The organism is Nakamurella lactea DSM 19367, assembly GCF_000426645.1.
In the GTDB taxonomy this organism is placed as follows: domain Bacteria; phylum Actinomycetota; class Actinomycetes; order Mycobacteriales; family Nakamurellaceae; genus Nakamurella; species Nakamurella lactea.
Map to the genome: position 1 here is coordinate 32931 of NZ_AUFT01000011.1, position 16453 is coordinate 49383.

18 protein-coding genes, 2 tRNA genes and 1 riboswitch are annotated in these 16453 nt (G+C 66.5%); of the genes, 10 read left to right on the forward strand and 10 right to left on the reverse strand.

The window, feature by feature from the left end; translation table 11 throughout:
• The 6 genes from K340_RS0112105 (at window position 1) to K340_RS0112130 (ending at window position 4960) form a co-directional block, all read left to right on the forward strand.
• Complete coding sequence (locus tag K340_RS0112105; RefSeq protein WP_037364403.1) at window positions 1-441, forward strand: hypothetical protein; 441 nt, start codon at window positions 1-3, stop codon at window positions 439-441.
• A gap of 60 nt (window positions 442-501) precedes the next feature.
• Window positions 502-924, forward strand: coding sequence for a single-stranded DNA-binding protein (locus K340_RS34260; protein ID WP_051266031.1), 423 nt, complete (start codon window positions 502-504; stop codon window positions 922-924).
• 99 nt (window positions 925-1023) lie between these two features.
• Window positions 1024-2487, forward strand: a complete 1464-nt coding sequence (locus tag K340_RS34265; protein WP_051266034.1) for a ParB/RepB/Spo0J family partition protein — start codon at window positions 1024-1026, stop codon at window positions 2485-2487.
• Between the two features lie 49 nt (window positions 2488-2536).
• Window positions 2537-3307 (forward strand): ParA family protein, encoded by a 771-nt coding sequence (locus tag K340_RS29580; RefSeq protein ID WP_051266037.1) that lies wholly within the window; start codon window positions 2537-2539, stop codon window positions 3305-3307.
• Between the two features lie 156 nt (window positions 3308-3463).
• Window positions 3464-3688 carry a hypothetical protein gene (locus K340_RS0112125; protein ID WP_029136902.1) on the forward strand — a complete coding sequence of 75 codons (225 nt, stop codon included), beginning with the start codon at window positions 3464-3466 and terminating at the stop codon, window positions 3686-3688.
• Window positions 3689-3721: 33 nt separating this feature from the next.
• Window positions 3722-4960 (forward strand): hypothetical protein, encoded by a 1239-nt coding sequence (locus tag K340_RS0112130; protein WP_154674223.1) that lies wholly within the window; start codon window positions 3722-3724, stop codon window positions 4958-4960.
• Between the two features lie 66 nt (window positions 4961-5026).
• Here the strand turns inward: K340_RS0112130 and K340_RS37505 are convergent, their stop codons facing one another.
• The 6 genes from K340_RS37505 to K340_RS37510 all read right to left on the reverse strand — a co-directional run bounded on the left by K340_RS37505 (window position 5027) and on the right by K340_RS37510 (window position 9745).
• Window positions 5027-5413, reverse strand: a complete 387-nt coding sequence (locus K340_RS37505) for a DUF4326 domain-containing protein (protein WP_084614327.1) — start codon at window positions 5411-5413, stop codon at window positions 5027-5029.
• Entirely contained in the window at window positions 5410-6468 is a 1059-nt protein-coding gene (locus tag K340_RS0112135) for a hypothetical protein (RefSeq protein WP_029136904.1), read from the reverse strand. Before K340_RS0112135 ends, K340_RS37505 begins: the two co-directional genes overlap by 4 nt.
• Window position 6469: 1 nt before the next feature.
• The gene (locus K340_RS34270; RefSeq protein WP_154674224.1) at window positions 6470-6985 is read right to left on the reverse strand and encodes a hypothetical protein; all 516 of its coding nucleotides are present in this window, start codon (window positions 6983-6985) and stop codon (window positions 6470-6472) included.
• Between the two features lie 605 nt (window positions 6986-7590).
• A complete protein-coding gene (locus K340_RS34275) occupies window positions 7591-8571 on the reverse strand; it encodes a helix-turn-helix domain-containing protein (RefSeq protein ID WP_029136906.1) in 981 nt (326 codons plus the stop codon).
• Entirely contained in the window at window positions 8568-9341 is a 774-nt protein-coding gene (locus tag K340_RS34280) for a hypothetical protein (protein ID WP_029136907.1), read from the reverse strand. The genes K340_RS34275 and K340_RS34280 overlap by 4 nt, the downstream gene beginning before the upstream one ends.
• Window positions 9342-9481: 140 nt before the next feature.
• Window positions 9482-9745, reverse strand: coding sequence for a helix-turn-helix domain-containing protein (locus tag K340_RS37510; protein ID WP_084614331.1), 264 nt, complete (start codon window positions 9743-9745; stop codon window positions 9482-9484).
• 146 nt (window positions 9746-9891) lie between these two features.
• Between K340_RS37510 and K340_RS37515 the strand changes: the two genes are divergently transcribed.
• On the forward strand, window positions 9892-10185 hold the full coding sequence (locus K340_RS37515) for a helix-turn-helix domain-containing protein (protein WP_407662224.1): 294 nt from the start codon (window positions 9892-9894) through the stop codon (window positions 10183-10185).
• Here the strand turns inward: K340_RS37515 and K340_RS0112165 are convergent.
• Window positions 10148-10223: transfer RNA gene (locus K340_RS0112165), tRNA-Arg, on the reverse strand. The genes K340_RS37515 and K340_RS0112165 overlap by 38 nt on opposite strands.
• Window positions 10224-10282: 59 nt before the next feature.
• Window positions 10283-10369: transfer RNA gene (locus K340_RS0112170), tRNA-Ser, on the reverse strand.
• Window positions 10370-10641: 272 nt separating this feature from the next.
• A riboswitch (SAM riboswitch) is annotated at window positions 10642-10749 on the forward strand.
• Between the two features lie 282 nt (window positions 10750-11031).
• On the opposite strand from K340_RS0112170, the gene K340_RS0112175 reads away from it, so the two are divergent.
• The 3 genes from K340_RS0112175 (at window position 11032) to K340_RS0112185 (ending at window position 13947) form a co-directional block, all read left to right on the forward strand.
• The gene (locus K340_RS0112175; protein ID WP_029136909.1) at window positions 11032-11790 is read left to right on the forward strand and encodes a cysteine hydrolase; all 759 of its coding nucleotides are present in this window, start codon (window positions 11032-11034) and stop codon (window positions 11788-11790) included.
• Window positions 11790-12482, forward strand: coding sequence for an AmiS/UreI family transporter (locus K340_RS29610; RefSeq protein WP_051266043.1), 693 nt, complete (start codon window positions 11790-11792; stop codon window positions 12480-12482). Before K340_RS0112175 ends, K340_RS29610 begins: the two co-directional genes overlap by 1 nt.
• Before the next feature lie 211 nt (window positions 12483-12693).
• The gene (locus tag K340_RS0112185; RefSeq protein ID WP_154674225.1) at window positions 12694-13947 is read left to right on the forward strand and encodes a hypothetical protein; all 1254 of its coding nucleotides are present in this window, start codon (window positions 12694-12696) and stop codon (window positions 13945-13947) included.
• A 150-nt stretch (window positions 13948-14097) separates the two neighbouring features.
• Here the strand turns inward: K340_RS0112185 and K340_RS0112190 are convergent, their stop codons facing one another.
• Together K340_RS0112190 and K340_RS0112195 are read right to left on the reverse strand one after the other, a co-directional pair.
• Window positions 14098-14868: a methyltransferase domain-containing protein gene (locus K340_RS0112190; RefSeq protein WP_037364413.1), complete on the reverse strand. Its 771-nt coding sequence runs from the start codon at window positions 14866-14868 to the stop codon at window positions 14098-14100.
• A gap of 78 nt (window positions 14869-14946) precedes the next feature.
• Complete coding sequence (locus K340_RS0112195; protein WP_051266171.1) at window positions 14947-16341, reverse strand: DUF1254 domain-containing protein; 1395 nt, start codon at window positions 16339-16341, stop codon at window positions 14947-14949.
• Window positions 16342-16453 lie beyond the last annotated feature (112 nt).

Genomic DNA, 16453 nt, shown 5'->3' on the forward strand with positions numbered 1-16453 from the left:
ATGGAGTTTCTCGCAATCCAACACTTCGACACCCTGCGCGAATGGGCGCGCGGCAGCTACACGGACGAGGCGGCCACCGAACTGCTCATCCGCGGGTTCCGCGGACGATTCGCCGAACTCGGCCAGCCCTGGATCAAGCCCGCCGGACCGGGCACATCCTGGATCGACTGGGACGCCATCACACCCGACACCGTCGGCCCCCTCTCTGGCGGTGAACGCCGCTACCTGGGCATCACAGCATCGATCGGCGGCGGGCTGCCGGTGAACCTCCACGACGACCTACACCTGGACCGCGGCCTGCTCGAGCTCGTCCTCGCCGCAATGGCGCACGCTGCTGGCAGCCACGAACAGAGCGAACCAGTCTTCGACGCCCAGGGCGTCCCGACGGGGTTTCACCGCGAGCCGAGCCTGCACCCCTGGCCGGCCACTACCGACGACTGACGTCGCTTGGAACCCATCCATTTCACCGGTACCAGCCACTCCAAAGGAAGGTCGAATCCCATGAGCTACAACATCATCGAGGGCGACCTGGCCGCCGAGCCCGAGACCGCCGTCGCCGAGTCCGGCACCACCTGGACCCGAATCCGGGTCATCACCAACGACCGCTACAAGGACCGCGACGGCATCTGGATCGACGGACCCCCGGTGCCCTACCAAGTCACCGCATTCCGCCGCCTCGCCGAGAACATCACCGACACCCTCCACAAGGGCAACCGGGTCGTCGTAGCCGGCACCGTCACCACCAAGGGATACCGCGACAGCGACGGAAACGTTCGCGGCAGCCGCGAAATCATCGCCGACCACGTCGGCGCCTCCCTCGCCCTGGCCACCGCCACCATCACCCGGAACTCGCCGACCGGAACCGGCGCCGATGAACCCGAACAACATTCGCAAGTCCCCGAGCCTGCGGGCCCGACCTTCTGAATCGCTACCTCGGCGGCCTCGAACTACCCGGCTCGGGCATGCCGGCTCACCTGACCTGCAAACACCCACCACAAGGCTTTCCAGAATGGAATCCGCCCGATGGCTCCCAAGCGCACCCCCCTCAGCCTCGCCGATACCGGCCTCGCCAGGCCGGCCGTCACCGGCACGGAACCTCCGGCCGCGGCCCGGCCGACCCTCGGCATCGTTGGTGCCCTCAGCAAAGCCGCGGCCAGTGAGCAGCAGACGACCGCGGCCCTGCTGGCGGACATCGCCGGTAACCCGACGAATCCGCGCAGCGACATGGGCGACCTCACCGAGCTCGCCGCGTCCATCGTCGAATCCGGACTGGTACAGCCACTGATCGTCGCGAGCGCTTCCGCCTGGCACACCAAGCACCCCGATCACGCCGAGGCGCTGCATGGGAAACCATGGGTGCTGATCGCCGGACACCGCCGCCTCGCCGCCGCCGAGCTGGCCGGCGTGGACGCCCTGCCCATCACCGTTCGTGACGACCTGGCTGACGCGACAACCCGGTCCGCACTGATCGAGAACATCCACCGCCAGGACCTGGCCCCGCTCGAGGAAGCAGCCGCGCTCGACGAGCTGCTCGCCGGCGGCCTGTCACAACGGCAGCTGGCGAAAGTGACGGGGATCAGCCAGCCGAAGATCTCGAAGCGGTTGTCCTTGCTGAAGCTTCCCGATGCCGCGAAGGTCGACATGACCGCCGGCGAACTGACCGTCACCGATGCGCTGCGGCTCCTCGAGCTGCCCGCCACCTTGCACGACAGCGTCTACCAAGTCACCAAGGATCAGGGGTACGGCCTGGACCAGGCGATCCGGCTCACCCAGAACCGGCTCGACATCGAAGCCCGCGACGCCGAGCTGGTCAAGCGACTTACCGCCGAGGGCATCCGCATCGTCGCCGACGCCCGGGAAGAGTTCGGCGGCAACAGCTACGCCCACCACCTGTACGCCCCCGACGACATCGAGCAGGCCAAGGAGTCCGCTGTCTGTGTTGCCGTCGTCGAGCACGGCCGCGCCGAGTACTACGCCACTACTCCGAAACCGTGGCCCTGGTCCCCGTCCCCAGACTTCGACTCGGATCGATGCGCCGGCCCTGGTGCCGACCGCAAGCGCCAAGCGGAGGCAGCTGAACAGGAAACCTCGCGCCGCACGACGGAATCCCAGGCCCGTCGGACGGCGATCAGCGCCTACCTCGACCGGCCGGGTCCTCCCACACGGCAGCTCGCGCTGCTCGCCGGGCTCAGCCTGCTGACCGCCGAAACCGCCGACGACGAACGGCTCACGGCCGTATTACTGAACGCAGACGAACTCGACTGGGACGCGTACATGGCAGCCGGTATTGCTGTCGCCACCACCCCGCGCTCCGCTATCGGTCTCGCGCTCGCCCGGCAGTTCGCCCGGGCCGAAAACCTCGAGGCCATCTGCGGTGACGGCTCCTTCGTCTCTGACACCGACCTCGCCGCCGGCCAGCGATACCTCGAGCTGCTCGTCGACCACCTCGGCTACACATCCGAACCGGCCGGCTCCAGCACCGAGTGATTCCGCCGGAATCACCTCCACCCCGAGCACTCACCCGGGAGCACCTGTCATGAGTACCTTGTCCATCGCCAACGCCGCCGGATCCGCCGGCAAAACCACGACTGCCGTCGCGCTCGGCGCCCTCATCGCACAAAGCGGCCGCACCGCCCGCATCATCGACTGCGACCCGCAAGGCAACGCCACACACGCCACCGGCGCGATCGTGCCCGCTGGTGGCCCCACGATCGCCGACATCCTGAGCGGTACCCGGACGATCACCGACGCCGAGCTGGACACCGTTGTTCCCGGGCTGACGGTTGTCCCTGCTCAGTCCGCCACCCTGGAAGGCATCGAGACCACGCTGTCCCGCACCGTCGGCGCCGAGCAGCGGCTACGACTCGCGCTCGAGTCTGCGGTCCCGGTCGACGTGACGATCATCGACTGCCCAGGCTCGATCGGACTCCTGACTGTGACCGCCCTGGTCGCGTCCGATGCGGCTTTCACCGTCGCCATGCCGACGGTCAAAGAACTTGCCGGGCTGCCTCGCATCGAGGGTGTCATCGAGCAGGTCCGCCTCGCCTACCGGCCCAGGCTCCGACTCGTCGGGGTCCTTCCCTGCAAGGTGCCGCCCCGCACCCGCGGCCGGCTCTACACCGAGGCACTTGAGCTGCTGCACAAGCAGTGGGGAGACCGGGTGACCCCGAGCGTCCGTGACTCGGTGCGGGTCCCCGAGGCCTACGCGGCCCGCACCCCACTTCCCGCCTACGAACCCACAGCCCCCGTGACTGCTGACTATCGCGCAGTCCTCGCGTGCATCGATGCTGGTGGCATGCTGGGTTGATCTCAGACGACTGACCAACAGCATTGCGGCCCGAGCACGCCGCACCCGACGCGTTGGCCCTTCCCTGCCACCTATAGCTGGGGACAAAGCCGCTGGCGCACGTCATTGACGTGCCCGCCGAAGGGGCGATCCCTCGCCAGCTGTTCCATCGTCGAGGTGCCGGGGTCGCTGGGGTCGGTGTTCGAGGCCTTCCGGCAGATCGTCGAGCCAACGGGCTCCCACGGTGCGCGGTGCAGCCGTCAGATCGTCGTCGGTGGCATTCGGTACCGGGTGTTGGCCATCGAGGTGGCCACCCTGCTCAGCTGCGGGGCCATCGAAGTCAGCGGAGCCGGACACGCCTCGCGAATCCCCTGGCACAACATCGGACCCGCCCAGACCTGAGCTCGGCCGGTGGATCGATGTCATACTCGGAGGGTGACCGAACCGGCACTTATCGTGAGGTCGACGGTTGACCGTGCCTCACCGCCGGTCAACCGGATGAGCGACAAGAATGTTGGTGAAGCTTCGTACTCGGTGGCTGTCCCGGGATTGGTGCACGGGCATGCAGATGCGCCCTGCCGCCGGATCGCCCCGGAGTCACGCAGTGGTGAAGCTGTTCAACTCCATCCTCTGGATGCGCTGCGCCGCTGGGTGGATCCACAGCGGCGGCAGATGGGACACCTCGGACTGCCTGGAACGTCCACCGACGCCACCGGTGATACACGTTCCTGCTCGGTCCCGCCGGCCCTGCGCCGCTCTCCTGAGCCGACCATCCGACGCATGCCCGCAAACCAGGTCCACCAAGGCAGGTATTACCGATATCGCCTGCGCGGCCTCCGGGAAGGTCGACTCACCCAGAAGGCCGGGGGTTGGTACACGTTTGACGGCAACAATGACCTCAAATTACACGGAGCCGCAGAGATCATGGAGGAGGTGGCGGCCCCCCCGGCGCAGAGCTTCGCCACAATCCTGCTAGCTCGTGCCGCACAACTCGGCTTCACGAACGACACGGTGCTGTCGGCGGCGATCCAGACGGTCTTCGCCGATGGCGACTTCGCTGAAGATCAGATTCTTCAGTTCTACCTGCAGACCCCCGACGCTGTCGCGTCCTGCCTGCAGACGGCGGCCGCGCTCACAGATCTGTTCACGGCGGGTGGTGCGCCAGTTGCTCATGGGGCAGCGGCCCGCAACGACGGAGGCTCCGTCACCGCGACCGGGGGGCACCTCGCCGCTGCGGTCAATGCGGGGCGAGCCGCCGGGTGCTTGGTACGGATCAGATACGGAACCCACGGATTCGTCGTCGTAGTCCGCGCAGACACTGCTGAAGTCTTCCAAAGTTTCGCCGGAATGGCCGTGCCGGAGACCTTGGCCTTCAACTTGCACAGGCCCCGTCAACTTCACACCAACAACTTGCTGCTCATTCTCCAGGAGATGGCCGTAGCGGATGCCACGCTTCGAGCCGAAGCCCAGATCGTCATCTGCGGAGACCTGGACCCTACATTGAACGCCGAGTGTGTTCTTGAAGATGCCGAAGATGCATGGCCGAATCTGGACTTCAACTGGGATGTCTACGCATTGCCGAACCAGGCGACGGTCCTGCACCACGTTACAACCCGCATGCAGGCGAACATCCAGAACCTGAACAGTCGGCCAGGCGTAGGCATCACTCCATGATCTGAAACTGCGACTCCGATCGGAACCGGCCCGTGGACAGATCACGCCAGCAACGCGGAGCTTCCATTACGTCGGATTCGCCAGTTCAAGCAGGACCGCCGCGTGACACCGGTCAGGATAGCCAAGTTCCGGCAGCAGACACCAGCATGCGAGGTTCCAGCCGGCTAGAGGCGTGTAGTCGATGCCTCGACCGATGACCCACAGACGATAGAGTCGGACAGCCTCTTCTGCGGCAAAGTTGCGGGTTCGAAACGCAAGCACCCCACCGTCGAGTGGCCCATAGTCGAGGCGCCAGAGCCTATCAATGGGGTCCTGCCATATCCGCCACGGATTTCCCCATCGTGTCGTTCGATCCACCTTTCGAGCACCGCCAGGCATGCGCCAGCCTCGTGCACGGGATAGCTGTATCCGCCGCGGTGCCCTGAGGACTGAATCGGTGCCGATGGCGATCATCGGCCCGCGCCCGGGAGTTTTGTGCGAGTAACCCACGTGGGCAAAGGTTCCGGAGATAGCGACGGGGCAACGCCGGGCTGCATTTCAGAGCGCCCGGTGGCCGCGAGCTCGTGTCGAGCGCGTACAGGCGCGGCTATGGGCACGGACCATCCTTGTTTCCACTCTGGTACGCATCCGGTGGCTGTCGAGTGCGCATTGGGTGCGCCGGCTGTATCGACCAGGCGATCGGTCGCGCCGTGCTGACGGATGCTGGCCAGAACATGCCGTGTCATTGCTGCGTAGGCGAGTCTCGTTGGGGCAGTGAGCTTGTCGAAGACGCTGGTCTCGCATCTCGCGCCAACGTGACGGTCGTATGGAACAACCAGGATGTCGCCCACGCGGCCGTTCAAGTACTGGTCGGCAGCCCTGTAGAGATCCTTCTGGAATCTCGGCTGGGTCACCGTCAGCACAACCGTTGCACGGGAGAGTAGTTCGCCATGGCCGGCGTCGACCAACTCTGTGAGCGCGTTCGTCGCCAATCGCAGTACTCCCGCATCGGCCGGTAGGGCGATCAACAATTGGTCCGCGCTGCGAAAGGCCGCCGTGGAGGAGGGGTGGCAGCCGCTCTGCCCAAGGTCGATGATCTGCACCTCGGCGTACCTGGCCAGTAGGTCGAACGCGGCCGTGTACTGCGCCTCGGTGAGCGCCTGCACTTCCCTATTCGGCACGTTGTCGTTGTGCAACAGGTGGATTCGGCCGACTCGGTCCAGGTATGGCGCCCAGTCCGCCAGATAGCGGATGGCGGACGGGTCTTGGGCCAGCGTGTACAGCCGACCAGGCACGCGCGACTGCTGCATCCCGAGACGCTGGGTCAGGTTCCGCAAATCCGGATTCGCGTCGACCCCGACGAGCAACCCCGCCAACCGTCCGGACAGCTCGTTCAGCAATGCCGCGGCCGTCGTGGTCTTGGTCGAGCCGCCCTTCGGGCCCCACACCACGATCCGGCACGAGCCGCCGGGCGTCGACACCGCGCACAACTCGTCCAACTGCGCCCGGACCTCCGTCAGCCGTCCCATTTCACGAACTCGCTTTCGTTGTCGCGCCGGAGCTGGCGCCGGCGTTCTCTGATATCGGATGGTGCGGCTCTCGGCCGTTTGCCGGGCCCGTGGCGACGTTCAGCGGGTGACAACGTGGGCAGCGGCCCATCCGGCCGTCCTCCAGGCGGATGTGCCGGGTCCGCTCGTCATCACAGGTCCCGCACCACGGCAGCCTCCGGCTGCGGATCGGCGACTCGGCGTCCGGTGGGCCATCGGTGCGCATCGCGTCCAGGTGCAGGATCACCGCGCCCGGTCCAGCTCCGGACCAGGATCGCGCGGCAACCGCCGACCGGACGGCTTTCGGATCCCAGCCGGCACCGACCAGCAGCCGGCACCGCCGGTGCAGCACCGACGACGTGAGCTGCCTTGCGACGTCATCGGGCAGCGACTCGCGCACCGCCCGGATCAGCTCCCGCACCGGGTCGGCATCAGATCCACCACCACCATCGACGCTCGGGGCGATTCCACCGGAATCGCCGGTGGGCGTTGGACCCATGGTGGTGGATGTTTTCTTGGTGGTTAGATTCTCGTTCCTATTAGGGTGGGCAGAATCTTTCCTGGGGGGGTAGGCAATATCTTTCCCCCCGTCACGGTGGGCAGAATCTTGCCTACCGTGCTGACCTGCGATTACGGAGTTATCCACAACCGCCGATTCCTCGCTTGCTGCACGGTGGGCAGAATCTTGCCTACCGTGCTGACCTGGGGAAATGTCGACCGCCGTAGGGTCCGGATCCGGACGATCCGGCGACCGCACCTTCTCATTTCGCACCCACTCCAGGTAGTACCGGCTCGCTGCCTGTCCGCCTCCCGCAGTGCGAAATTGGTGCTCGATCGTTAGCCAGCCAGAGTCCTGGAGCTCCCTCAAGTACAGCGCGATCGAACGGACTGATCGGACGTCACAGTCCGCGGCGAGCTGCGCTCTGGATGGAGCTGGCGCGGCTTCGTCGTCGTAGGTGTAGCTGTTCAGGACGGCCCACAGCCTCACCGCCTGCGCCGACAGACCGGACTGTCGCAGCAATGCTTTCGGCATCATCGCGAACGGCACCCGGCCGCGGCTCACAAGAACGGCGGAGGACTCGGACAGGGGCTGGCGGGATGTGGTCACCGCCGCGTCCCTTCCAGGACAGCGGACAGGTGCTCGGCAGATGCCAGACGGCCAGGAAGGTCCGGCAGAACAAGGCGAATCGCGGCGACCTGCACTCGCAGTCGCTCGGCCAGATCGGCTGGCGGTGTGGTCGAGGCACCCTCAGGCCAATCGCCCAGATCTCGATCCATGCCACGCAGGAGGCCATCCAGTTCGTCGAGGTCGTCTCGAAGCACCGCGATGCGTTCTATCGCGTTGCGGATCCGTCGTGCTCGTCGTGACGCCTCTGCATCACGTCCGGGGGCCGGGTCTTCCTCGGGCAGCGGATCGTTCTCGCTGTCGATGTCGTCGGCGGGGTCCGGCTCGGATTCCCGATCCTCGGCCACGTCCGAGCCGCCGCCGGCGCTCGGTCCGGGGCCGAACCGCCTGTCCGGGTTGGCGTTGGCGTCAAGGTCGATGATGGTGCCGAACGCGTCATCCAGGTATGGGCAGGTCCCAACGTCGGCCGGATGCGACTCCCCGCAGGTCGGGCACAGCACCTCGACGAGATCATCCGCTGCGTCCTCGGGTGCGCAATTTTGCGCACCGTCCTCGCTGAGATCGTTCCTCACGGTGCCCTCACTGACGCCGATCGCTCGGGCGATCGCACGCCCGGGCAGACCGGACTCGCTGAGCGATCGAACGACCTCCCGTCGATCCTGGCGCGGCACGGTGAGAAGGGGCCGATCACCGAAATGGGCTTCTACGTAGGCGTTCCACGACGGCAAGCCCAACGGCTCCCACGCCCGACGCAGGTACGCCTGCGCGATCAACACCTCCGCGTGGTCCAGGGAGTTCGTAATCCGCGCGGTCAGCTCCGCGGCCTCAGCCCGGGTAAGCGCGCTCGGCCCGTCATCCGAGCCGGTCGCCGCAAGCTGCATGTTCGAGGCGATCAATGAGGTTGACCTGCCGTCCGCCGTGGTCACCCGCACACCAACTTCGACCAGCGGCTCCGTCATGAGGACACCAGCCAAGCCCGGCCCGAGCGCACCGGCCGACCGGCGACCGCCCCACGCACAATGCGGCGCACCTCGAGGTTCTCCCGGACAGCCTCGGCACCGCCGATTCGGTGAATGGCCGGGACCCCCGGCCACATGCGCTCCGGCGCGCAACCGGGACCAGACCCCGCGGCGAGCAGCGCCAACGCGGACCAGGTGGCCGGCGGCACTCCGGTCGCGCGGCGCGCCAGCGTGGTCGCCGACCGTCGTCCGGACTGACTCGTCTCGGCGGCCATCGCGGCCAGGCACTCGCCCGCCGGCTGCGGCCACTGCCAACCTGCCGCGACCAGCAATGCGGCCGTGACCTGGAGCCATGCGGGCCGATCCTCCGGTCCCGCAAGGGATTCCGAATCGTCGGCGACGGGCCGCAGGCTCAGATCAACGTCCGCGCGACGCAAGGCGTGTGGCTCTCGTACGGCTCGAACGATCTCCTTCGGCCGGCGCACCGGGTCGCCCGCGCCGAGTTCGACCGCGCCGGCCTCCGCTGCATACACACGCTGGATCGTCCGCCGCAGAATCGCCATCGGATCGACAGACCGATCGGTGCGGCGCCAGGCATCCATGGCTTCCCATGCCGGACCCACACCGACGTCGCCGAGGTGACCGGCGCGCCGCACCCAGTTCCCGGCCTCCGCACGACAGAGCCGGGTGATGATCGCGACTGCCTCACGACCGGCCGCGCCGTTCCAACCAGCAGGATCCAGGTCGAGCTTGGCGAACAATTCGCGCACGCCAACCCTCGACCAACGGGGGAGTGCGTGCGACACTGATGTGTCCGATGGCGCGTCCCCCCCGACGCCTTCGGCCCCGGCCCGCCGCGTCTGTTGCCTCCAAGCTAAGGACGCGGCGGGCCACTTCATGTCCAAGGCGGTCATGACGCAACCACCGGAGTGAGGTCCGTAGAGGCCACGCCGACCGCGCCGACGAGGAACTCCAATGGAACCGCGAGCACCCGCGCGACCGTCGCAAGCTCTGCGACGCTGAACGGGACTTGGCCCCGAACCCTGCGGCTGATCCAGGCCTGGGACTGGCCAAACCGGTTTCCGAGGTCCTTCTGGCTCATCCGCCGGGCGGCCATCGCTTGCCGCACGCGTGAAGCTATTCGCTCATCGATTGATTGATCGTCCATACTCATGTTCTAGCGGCCTTGGGCCAACGATGTCAAGCATCAGCTAGTCGATGAGCGAATTAGCGTGTCGCTGAGTCGGTACTTGACCTACCGGCCTCGACATCCATACGATGAGCGGCATGGCAATGCCTGAACAGCTCATCGAGCTGACCATGAGTGAAGCGATCGCCGAAGAAGTTCGCGCGGCGACCGCACGGGTTCGGCTCAGCGGAGCGGCCCTTGCACGTCACCTGGGAAAGCCGCAACCGTGGGTCAGCCGCAGACTCACGGGTGCAGTCCCATTCGACGTCGATGAGCTCAGCGCGATCTGCGATCTGCTCGGAATCGATGTTGTCGACCTCATGCGCGATGCAGTCCAGGCACGTCAAAGCCCCCGCCGGCATACACCGTTCGGGGGCTCTGATCACGTGGTGCGCCCGGAGGGATTCGAACCCCCAACCTTCTGATCCGTAGTCAGATGCTCTATCCGTTGAGCTACGGGCGCGTGCTATTCAGTTGTACTGCTCGTTGGTCCCGCGGCCATGACTGGCCGCAGGTCCAGCGCGGAAGCGGAGGGATTTGAACCCTCGGTACCCTTGCGAGCACAACACATTAGCAGTGTGTCCCATTCGGCCGCTCTGGCACGCTTCCTCGGGTCATGCTTCAACCCAGTGCCACCGTGAGGAGGCTACCGAGAGCCAACGATACCTGGCGGCGAGCCCGCGACGCAAAGCGCGACGTCGGGCCGTCCGACCACTCGCTGCGCCCGGCCGACGACAGCCCTCGACTCACGACCATTGCGGCCGATTCGGACGCCGCCCGGTGGCCCTGCAGTGCCGCCGGGCGGGACCGTCAATGGCGGGGTGCGCGAACCGGGGCCGGCCCGCATCCACACCCGCCACCCAGCGGTGTTAGCCTCCACCTGTTCATCAAGAGCGGCCGAGAGTCCTGGCTCGTCGACGCCGCAGCAACCTGTCCATTGCGGACGCGGGTGCTAATGCCGGGGACGATGAGAGGACCAACGATGGATCCCGCTTCGCGCGCACGGAGCCACTGCCGGGCACTGACCCAACAATGGGCTTCTCGGCGACACATCGACAACTGCCTCGTGCGATCCATGGCGTGTAGTCACGCCGGCTGACCGACCCCTGGTCCTCCGGCACTGCTCAGCGATCCGACCGGTTCACCCGGCCACGTCCCCAGCCGAGGGGCCGACACCCCAACGCTCGGCTTTCTCCTACCCATCCGCAATCCGCGGACGGTTTCCCTCCCCCGGCACGGCCGGGGTTGCCTCCCGACCATCAAGGAACCTCATGACGATCCAGCTGGAAACCACCACGTCCGAACGGCCGAGTCCGTTGCCGCCGATCGACCTCGATCCGAGCGACTACCCGGCCAACAACCTCGACGTCATCCCGCCGTTGGCGCCGCACTGGCAGAGCCTGGACCTGCGCGAGATCCTGCGTCGGCCGGCCGCATTCCTGTCGATCAGCCAGTCCAACTCGCTGTACCGCAAGGGCGGTGTGCAGTACGCCGAGGGGCATGCGCATCGCGGCAGCCTGGACGCCACCGTTCGGGTGGCGAAGGCAGCGCGATCCGCGCCGAACTTCGTGTCGTTCAACTGGATCGGTTACAGCGTGTTCCGGGATCAGTACCCGCAGACCGCCTTCGACGCCGCCCAGTACAACTCCTGGACCGGGCACATCGACGCCACCTCGGCGCAGCGGGATTGGGACGACTCGTTGGTCGACGAGCTGAAGGAACTGGTCGAGCCCGGCGACAGCGAGTTCAACGAACGGGCACTGCAGACCGCCTTCACCGGAACGGATCTGCCGATCACCTTGGCCCGCAAGAAGGTCGAGGTGCTGATCCTGACCGGGATCCACCTGGACTGGTGCATCGAGGGCAACGCCAGGGCAGCCCGCGATCACGGCCTGCTGCCGATCGTCATCGGCGATGCCACCGGCGCCCAGCGACCGGAACAGGAGCCGGCTGCCTTCGAGCGGATCAACAACTTCTTCGCCCCGGTCATCTCCTCGCACACGTTCCTCGAACTGCTCGGGACCGACTGATGGGGAACGTCGGACTGCTCCTCGTCGGTGCCGTGCTGTTGGTGAACGGCCTGGTGATCCTGAACGTGGTGCCGCCACGCAGCGCTGCCATGCTGAATATCTTCGTCGGGACGGCCCAGGTCGTGCTGCCGACGATCATCCTGATCCAAGGCGGCACCGATCCGGCGGTGCTCAACGCCACCTGGCCGTCATACCTGTTCGGCATGACCTATCTGTACTACGGCCTTGGCATCTACCTGAACCTGGAGCCGGAGGGCTTCGGCTGGTTCAGCTCGTTCGTCGCGGTGATCGTGCTGTACCAGGCGATCAGCAGCGTCGGAAGCGACCCGGTGTTCGCCGTGATGTGGCTGACCTGGGCGATCATGTGGTCGCTGTTCTTCGCCCTGATGGCGTTGGGGCGCAGCGAACTCAGCCGGTTCACCGGCTGGTTCCTGGTGCTTCTCGGCGTGCCGTCGTGCACAGTCACCGCACTGCTGTTGCTCGAGGGACGATGGAGCACCGAGCCCTGGGCCGGCCTGGTTGCCGCCGCGGTGCTGGTCCTCGGCGGCGTGCTGTCCTGGACGCTCGCCCGGTCGGCGGCGCTGCGATCCGGGGACGCCGACGATGCCGCGGCAGCAGCACCCGCCGTGGACGCCACCGTCGCAACAGACGGCACCGCTACCCGGAGGGCACCGGAACCGTTGCAGGCGTAGCCGTTTCGTCATCCCCGGGGAGAGCAACGACGAAACGCCCGTGTTGCTCGGCAAGGACAGCGCCGATCAGGAGGATGACGGCGTCGCAGTTGGGGCGGATCCCGACGCCGCCGGCGTTCAGCCGCGATCAGGAATAAGTCGAGGTGGTCTTGTCCGTCCGGCAAAAGCTCTGGTATGCCTGAGTCCTGTGACCAGGATAAGGAGTGCCGGCATGTTGATCGGACGCAAGAATCGCCGTGGACGAATGCTGGCGCTGGCTGGCGCAGCCACCCTGACACTGGCGCTCGCGACGAGCATGTCGTCAGCCGTAGCGCATGCGGATCCGGACGGGGCGTTCCCACCGAAGGCGAATTCGGCGTGGGTGTACGACACCGCGACGCCCGGCACCTGGGTGGACGCGATCGCTGCCTACAACGCAGCGGCGACTCCGGGGCACGAACTCAACCAGGTGTACAGCTATGCCACGGATATGGAGATGTACTGCCCCGACAACGACGGGACACGGTGCACGGCAGACGATCTGTACTCGTTCTACACCCCTGGGAGCAGCGGCTGGGACAGGACTGCCGCGTATTACGACGCGTTCGTCGCCGCCGATCCCGGCGCCTTCACCATCGCGCCGATCATCGACGGGCGCACCGATTCCCAGGGCTACCTGCAGGGCTTCAACGAGCTCAGCCCGGCCCTGGCTGCGGGGTTCGCCGACAAGGTGGCCGCGCAGGTCTGCGCCGACCCGCACATCGACGGCATCCAGTTCGACCTCGAGCCTTTCGACGTGTCCAGCAAGAACGGGCAATACCACTTCTACCTGCAGTTGGCGAAGAACTTCGCGGGGCAGCACACCGGCAACCCGGCGCATGACCCGTACGACTGCATCGATGCCACACATCCTCGCGGCAGGTTCTACTCGGTGTTCACCTTTGCCGAGGCGATCCGGCCCGGCACCCCGTCGGCCGGGAACGTGCGAGACATCCTCAACGCGTACAACAACGGCTACCTCCTGGACTCGCTGTACGACCTCAGCAGCGCGCCGGCCGGCACCCTCAACGGCCTCGACAGCTACACCGACGCCGTCCGGCGTGAAGCAGGGAATGCCAAGCTGTGGGCCAACCGGCTGCACATCCGTTACGGCTACGGCATTCCGGCCTCGGCATCGGCGCACGAGTTCACTACCTGCTCGGCCGACGCGGACGCGATCGGCAGTTGCATCCCGGACAGCACCGGCGCGAGCGGTTATCCGATGATCAGCTACACCAGAGCGGCAGTCGCAGCTATCCAGGCGACCAATGCGCCACGGGACCCGCGCTACATCGGCACCGCGATCTGGGATTTCGGCGACCACGTGTCCTGGAACGGACTCAACTTCGGTCCGGTACCCGCGACCGACGACGTCCTCGGCTACCTCGCCACCAGCCTCCCGGGCTCACAAAACCCCGGCCGAGCCCGAGGCCCGCACGGCCACTGACCTGGCAGGATTCCAGCGTCCGGCCCATGCTCCGTCCGTCGGCGACGGCACCCGGACATTCGACCACGGGCAACGGCACAATGTCTCACTGGTCCGCAGAGCCTCCGGGGTCGTCGTCGGCCTTCGGTGGCGCGGTCGCACCATCCGCGGCTAGTTCTTCGTCGCGCTGATGAGGGTGAAGCCGAGCTGCTCGTCGACGTCCTGCTCGAGCATGCGGATCACCGGATCCGCGCCGACCGGGCCATGTTTCTCGCCGCCTGATCGCGCCCACAGCAGCCAGTCATCACGTCCACCGGATTGCCAGCGACTCCGGATGTTGCCGACCAGGCCGCTGAGTTCCCAATGACGGTGCCACCATTGCGGTGAGTGCCAGCAGGCAGCCTCCCAGCCGGCGAGTTCCCGCACGTAGTCGGGCAGCGGTCCGTCGTACGGGTCGGTGGCCAGACCGGGCGTTGACATCGCCAGGCGACCACCGGGTTTGAGCACCCGCAGCAAGGTTGGCAACAGATGGACGTCGGTGCCGAAATACTCGAACGCGTCGATGCTGACCACGGCGTCGAACTCGCCGTCGGCGAAGGGCAGGCTGCGCACGTCCGCATTGACCGCAGTCACCAGGTCGCTGACCCCGGCCGCCACGAAGTTGTCGGTGGCTTCTGCCGCGCTCACCCACAGATCGGCCGCAACCACCGTCGCTCCGCACTCTCGTGCCAGAAACACGGAGGTCGCGCCCTTTCCGGAACCCAGGTCCAACACCCTTTGCCCGGGTTGGAGCGCCAGGTCGGGAAGCAGGTCTTCCAGTTGCCAGAGCGGGTTGGGACCCATGTCCAACGACATCAACCATGCAGGGTCGTAGGTCGAGGAACGCGGGTAGCGCTCGGGCCGGATCAGGTCGGCCGGTGTCCCCGGCTTGTCAGGATTCACCCGGAGAGTCTGGTAGCCGAATTGCCGGCTGTCATCCGAATTCCGGTCGCGGATTCGCCGTCATTGCACCTGATCCGGCTAGACCTGCTGGAAGTCCGGGAGGGCCCAGTCTCCGTTGAACGCCGGCCCTTGAGGTCCGTAGATCCGGAAGTAGACGAACCAGCCCTTGCCAGGGATGGTCTGGATCCAGCGTCCTTCGAAGCCGTCCCCTCGGTCGGGTCCGAACCTCAACTCGACGGGCCGGTCGGGGTCGACGTCGGCCAGCTCGAACAGCGACCGTAGCGCTGCCCGATTCTGATCGGTGGCGATCTGGCTGCGGGTCTCTGCGTCATAGACGGTGATCGACCAGAACAGCCGGGCGGGAACGGGTTGCGGTACCAGCAGCCGGTAGGCGCGGGATCCGTCCAGGTAGCTGCCCGTGGAGTCGCGTAGTCCCAGCCAGTAGAGCGAGCCGGCGCCTTCTTGGCGGCGGAACATGGCCGGCGAGGCGGCAATGGCTTGGTAGAACCACTTCTCGCGGGCATCAACGTCCAGGTAGTCGGGTGTGTAGAAGTCACCGTTCTCCGGCCGCAGTCCCGCCCACTGCCACTGGGAGTCGTCCCAGACCACTCGGTCGGGGCGGCGGTCGGCGAACGCCTGAACCCGCATCTGACCGCTGCCGAGCACAGCCGCCTGCTCGAGGATCCGGGTCTGCCGCTCGTCCGGTTCGAACGGCCGGCCTTTGGCGATGCCCAGCACCGCGAGCTCGCCGTACAGCGGACCGAAGGCCTCCAGATGCGGCTCGGTATCGACCACTTGGTGCAGCGCCCGCCAATAGCCAAGGTTGGTCTCCCACGTCAGCGGGGTGATGTCCTGGTCAAGGTCGGTGAAGTCCACCCACGTCGGAGGGGTCCAGTCCTGGTCGGGATCCAGCGGATGCACCACGATGGTCTGCAGCCGCTCGTTGGCCCCGGCCATATCGCCACCCACCGGCAGCGACCGCACCCCGACAATGACCCGATAGCTGGTCGCACGAGCCACGAAATAGCCGTCCGGAACGTCGCCGTCCCAGCCCGGGGGCAGCAGCAGGTGCTTCCCGCCGTTACCGGCGTCGGGGCCGGGCACGCCGAGATCAGCGATCCACCGTTGGTTGATGTCCATCGCCGCACCCAGCAGCGGCCCCGGTGGCAGTTCGACAACCAGCGGGCCCGGTCGAAGGTCCAGTCCCACCGGCCCGTAAGGGGTATCGGAGTTCAGGGTGAAGCCGACCTGACGCGGCTGGGTGTCCAGCACCCCGAAGGACTTGTTGAGGTAGACCCCGACCTGCTCGTTGCCGCGGAACATCGCCGCCCCCGACACGGTAGGGAAGAAGAACCGGTACGCCTGAACCGCCCGGTTCAGATCGGCGTCGTCGTAAGCGCGCTGGATCGTCTGTTCATCCGGGAATCCACCGGTGAACGAGTAGGGACCGGTGACGGCATCAATGTCGCTCATGAAGATCATCGAAGCCCGCCTCACCAACGTTCACCTCACCCGAAAGGAATGACCCGATCAGGTGGGTTGCGCAGGCGATGGAGAACGCGGCCGCCGTTCCGATCGGCACGCG

Coding starts and splice junctions, on each gene's coding strand:
- K340_RS34265 (WP_051266034.1), top strand. CDS start 1,024: ATGGCTCCCAAGCGCACCCCCCTCAGCCTCGCCGATACCGGCCTCGCC.
- K340_RS29610 (WP_051266043.1), top strand. CDS start 11,790: ATGGGGAACGTCGGACTGCTCCTCGTCGGTGCCGTGCTGTTGGTGAAC.
- K340_RS0112135 (WP_029136904.1), bottom strand. CDS start 6,468: ATGGGACGGCTGACGGAGGTCCGGGCGCAGTTGGACGAGTTGTGCGCG.
- K340_RS29580 (WP_051266037.1), top strand. CDS start 2,537: ATGAGTACCTTGTCCATCGCCAACGCCGCCGGATCCGCCGGCAAAACC.
- K340_RS37515 (WP_407662224.1), top strand. CDS start 9,892: ATGAGTGAAGCGATCGCCGAAGAAGTTCGCGCGGCGACCGCACGGGTT.
- K340_RS34270 (WP_154674224.1), bottom strand. CDS start 6,985: ATGGGTCCAACGCCCACCGGCGATTCCGGTGGAATCGCCCCGAGCGTC.
- K340_RS34275 (WP_029136906.1), bottom strand. CDS start 8,571: ATGACGGAGCCGCTGGTCGAAGTTGGTGTGCGGGTGACCACGGCGGAC.
- K340_RS0112195 (WP_051266171.1), bottom strand. CDS start 16,341: ATGAGCGACATTGATGCCGTCACCGGTCCCTACTCGTTCACCGGTGGA.
- K340_RS34260 (WP_051266031.1), top strand. CDS start 502: ATGAGCTACAACATCATCGAGGGCGACCTGGCCGCCGAGCCCGAGACC.
- K340_RS37510 (WP_084614331.1), bottom strand. CDS start 9,745: ATGAGTATGGACGATCAATCAATCGATGAGCGAATAGCTTCACGCGTG.
- K340_RS0112185 (WP_154674225.1), top strand. CDS start 12,694: ATGTTGATCGGACGCAAGAATCGCCGTGGACGAATGCTGGCGCTGGCT.
- K340_RS0112105 (WP_037364403.1), top strand. CDS start 1: ATGGAGTTTCTCGCAATCCAACACTTCGACACCCTGCGCGAATGGGCG.
- K340_RS0112175 (WP_029136909.1), top strand. CDS start 11,032: ATGACGATCCAGCTGGAAACCACCACGTCCGAACGGCCGAGTCCGTTG.
- K340_RS37505 (WP_084614327.1), bottom strand. CDS start 5,413: ATGATCGCCATCGGCACCGATTCAGTCCTCAGGGCACCGCGGCGGATA.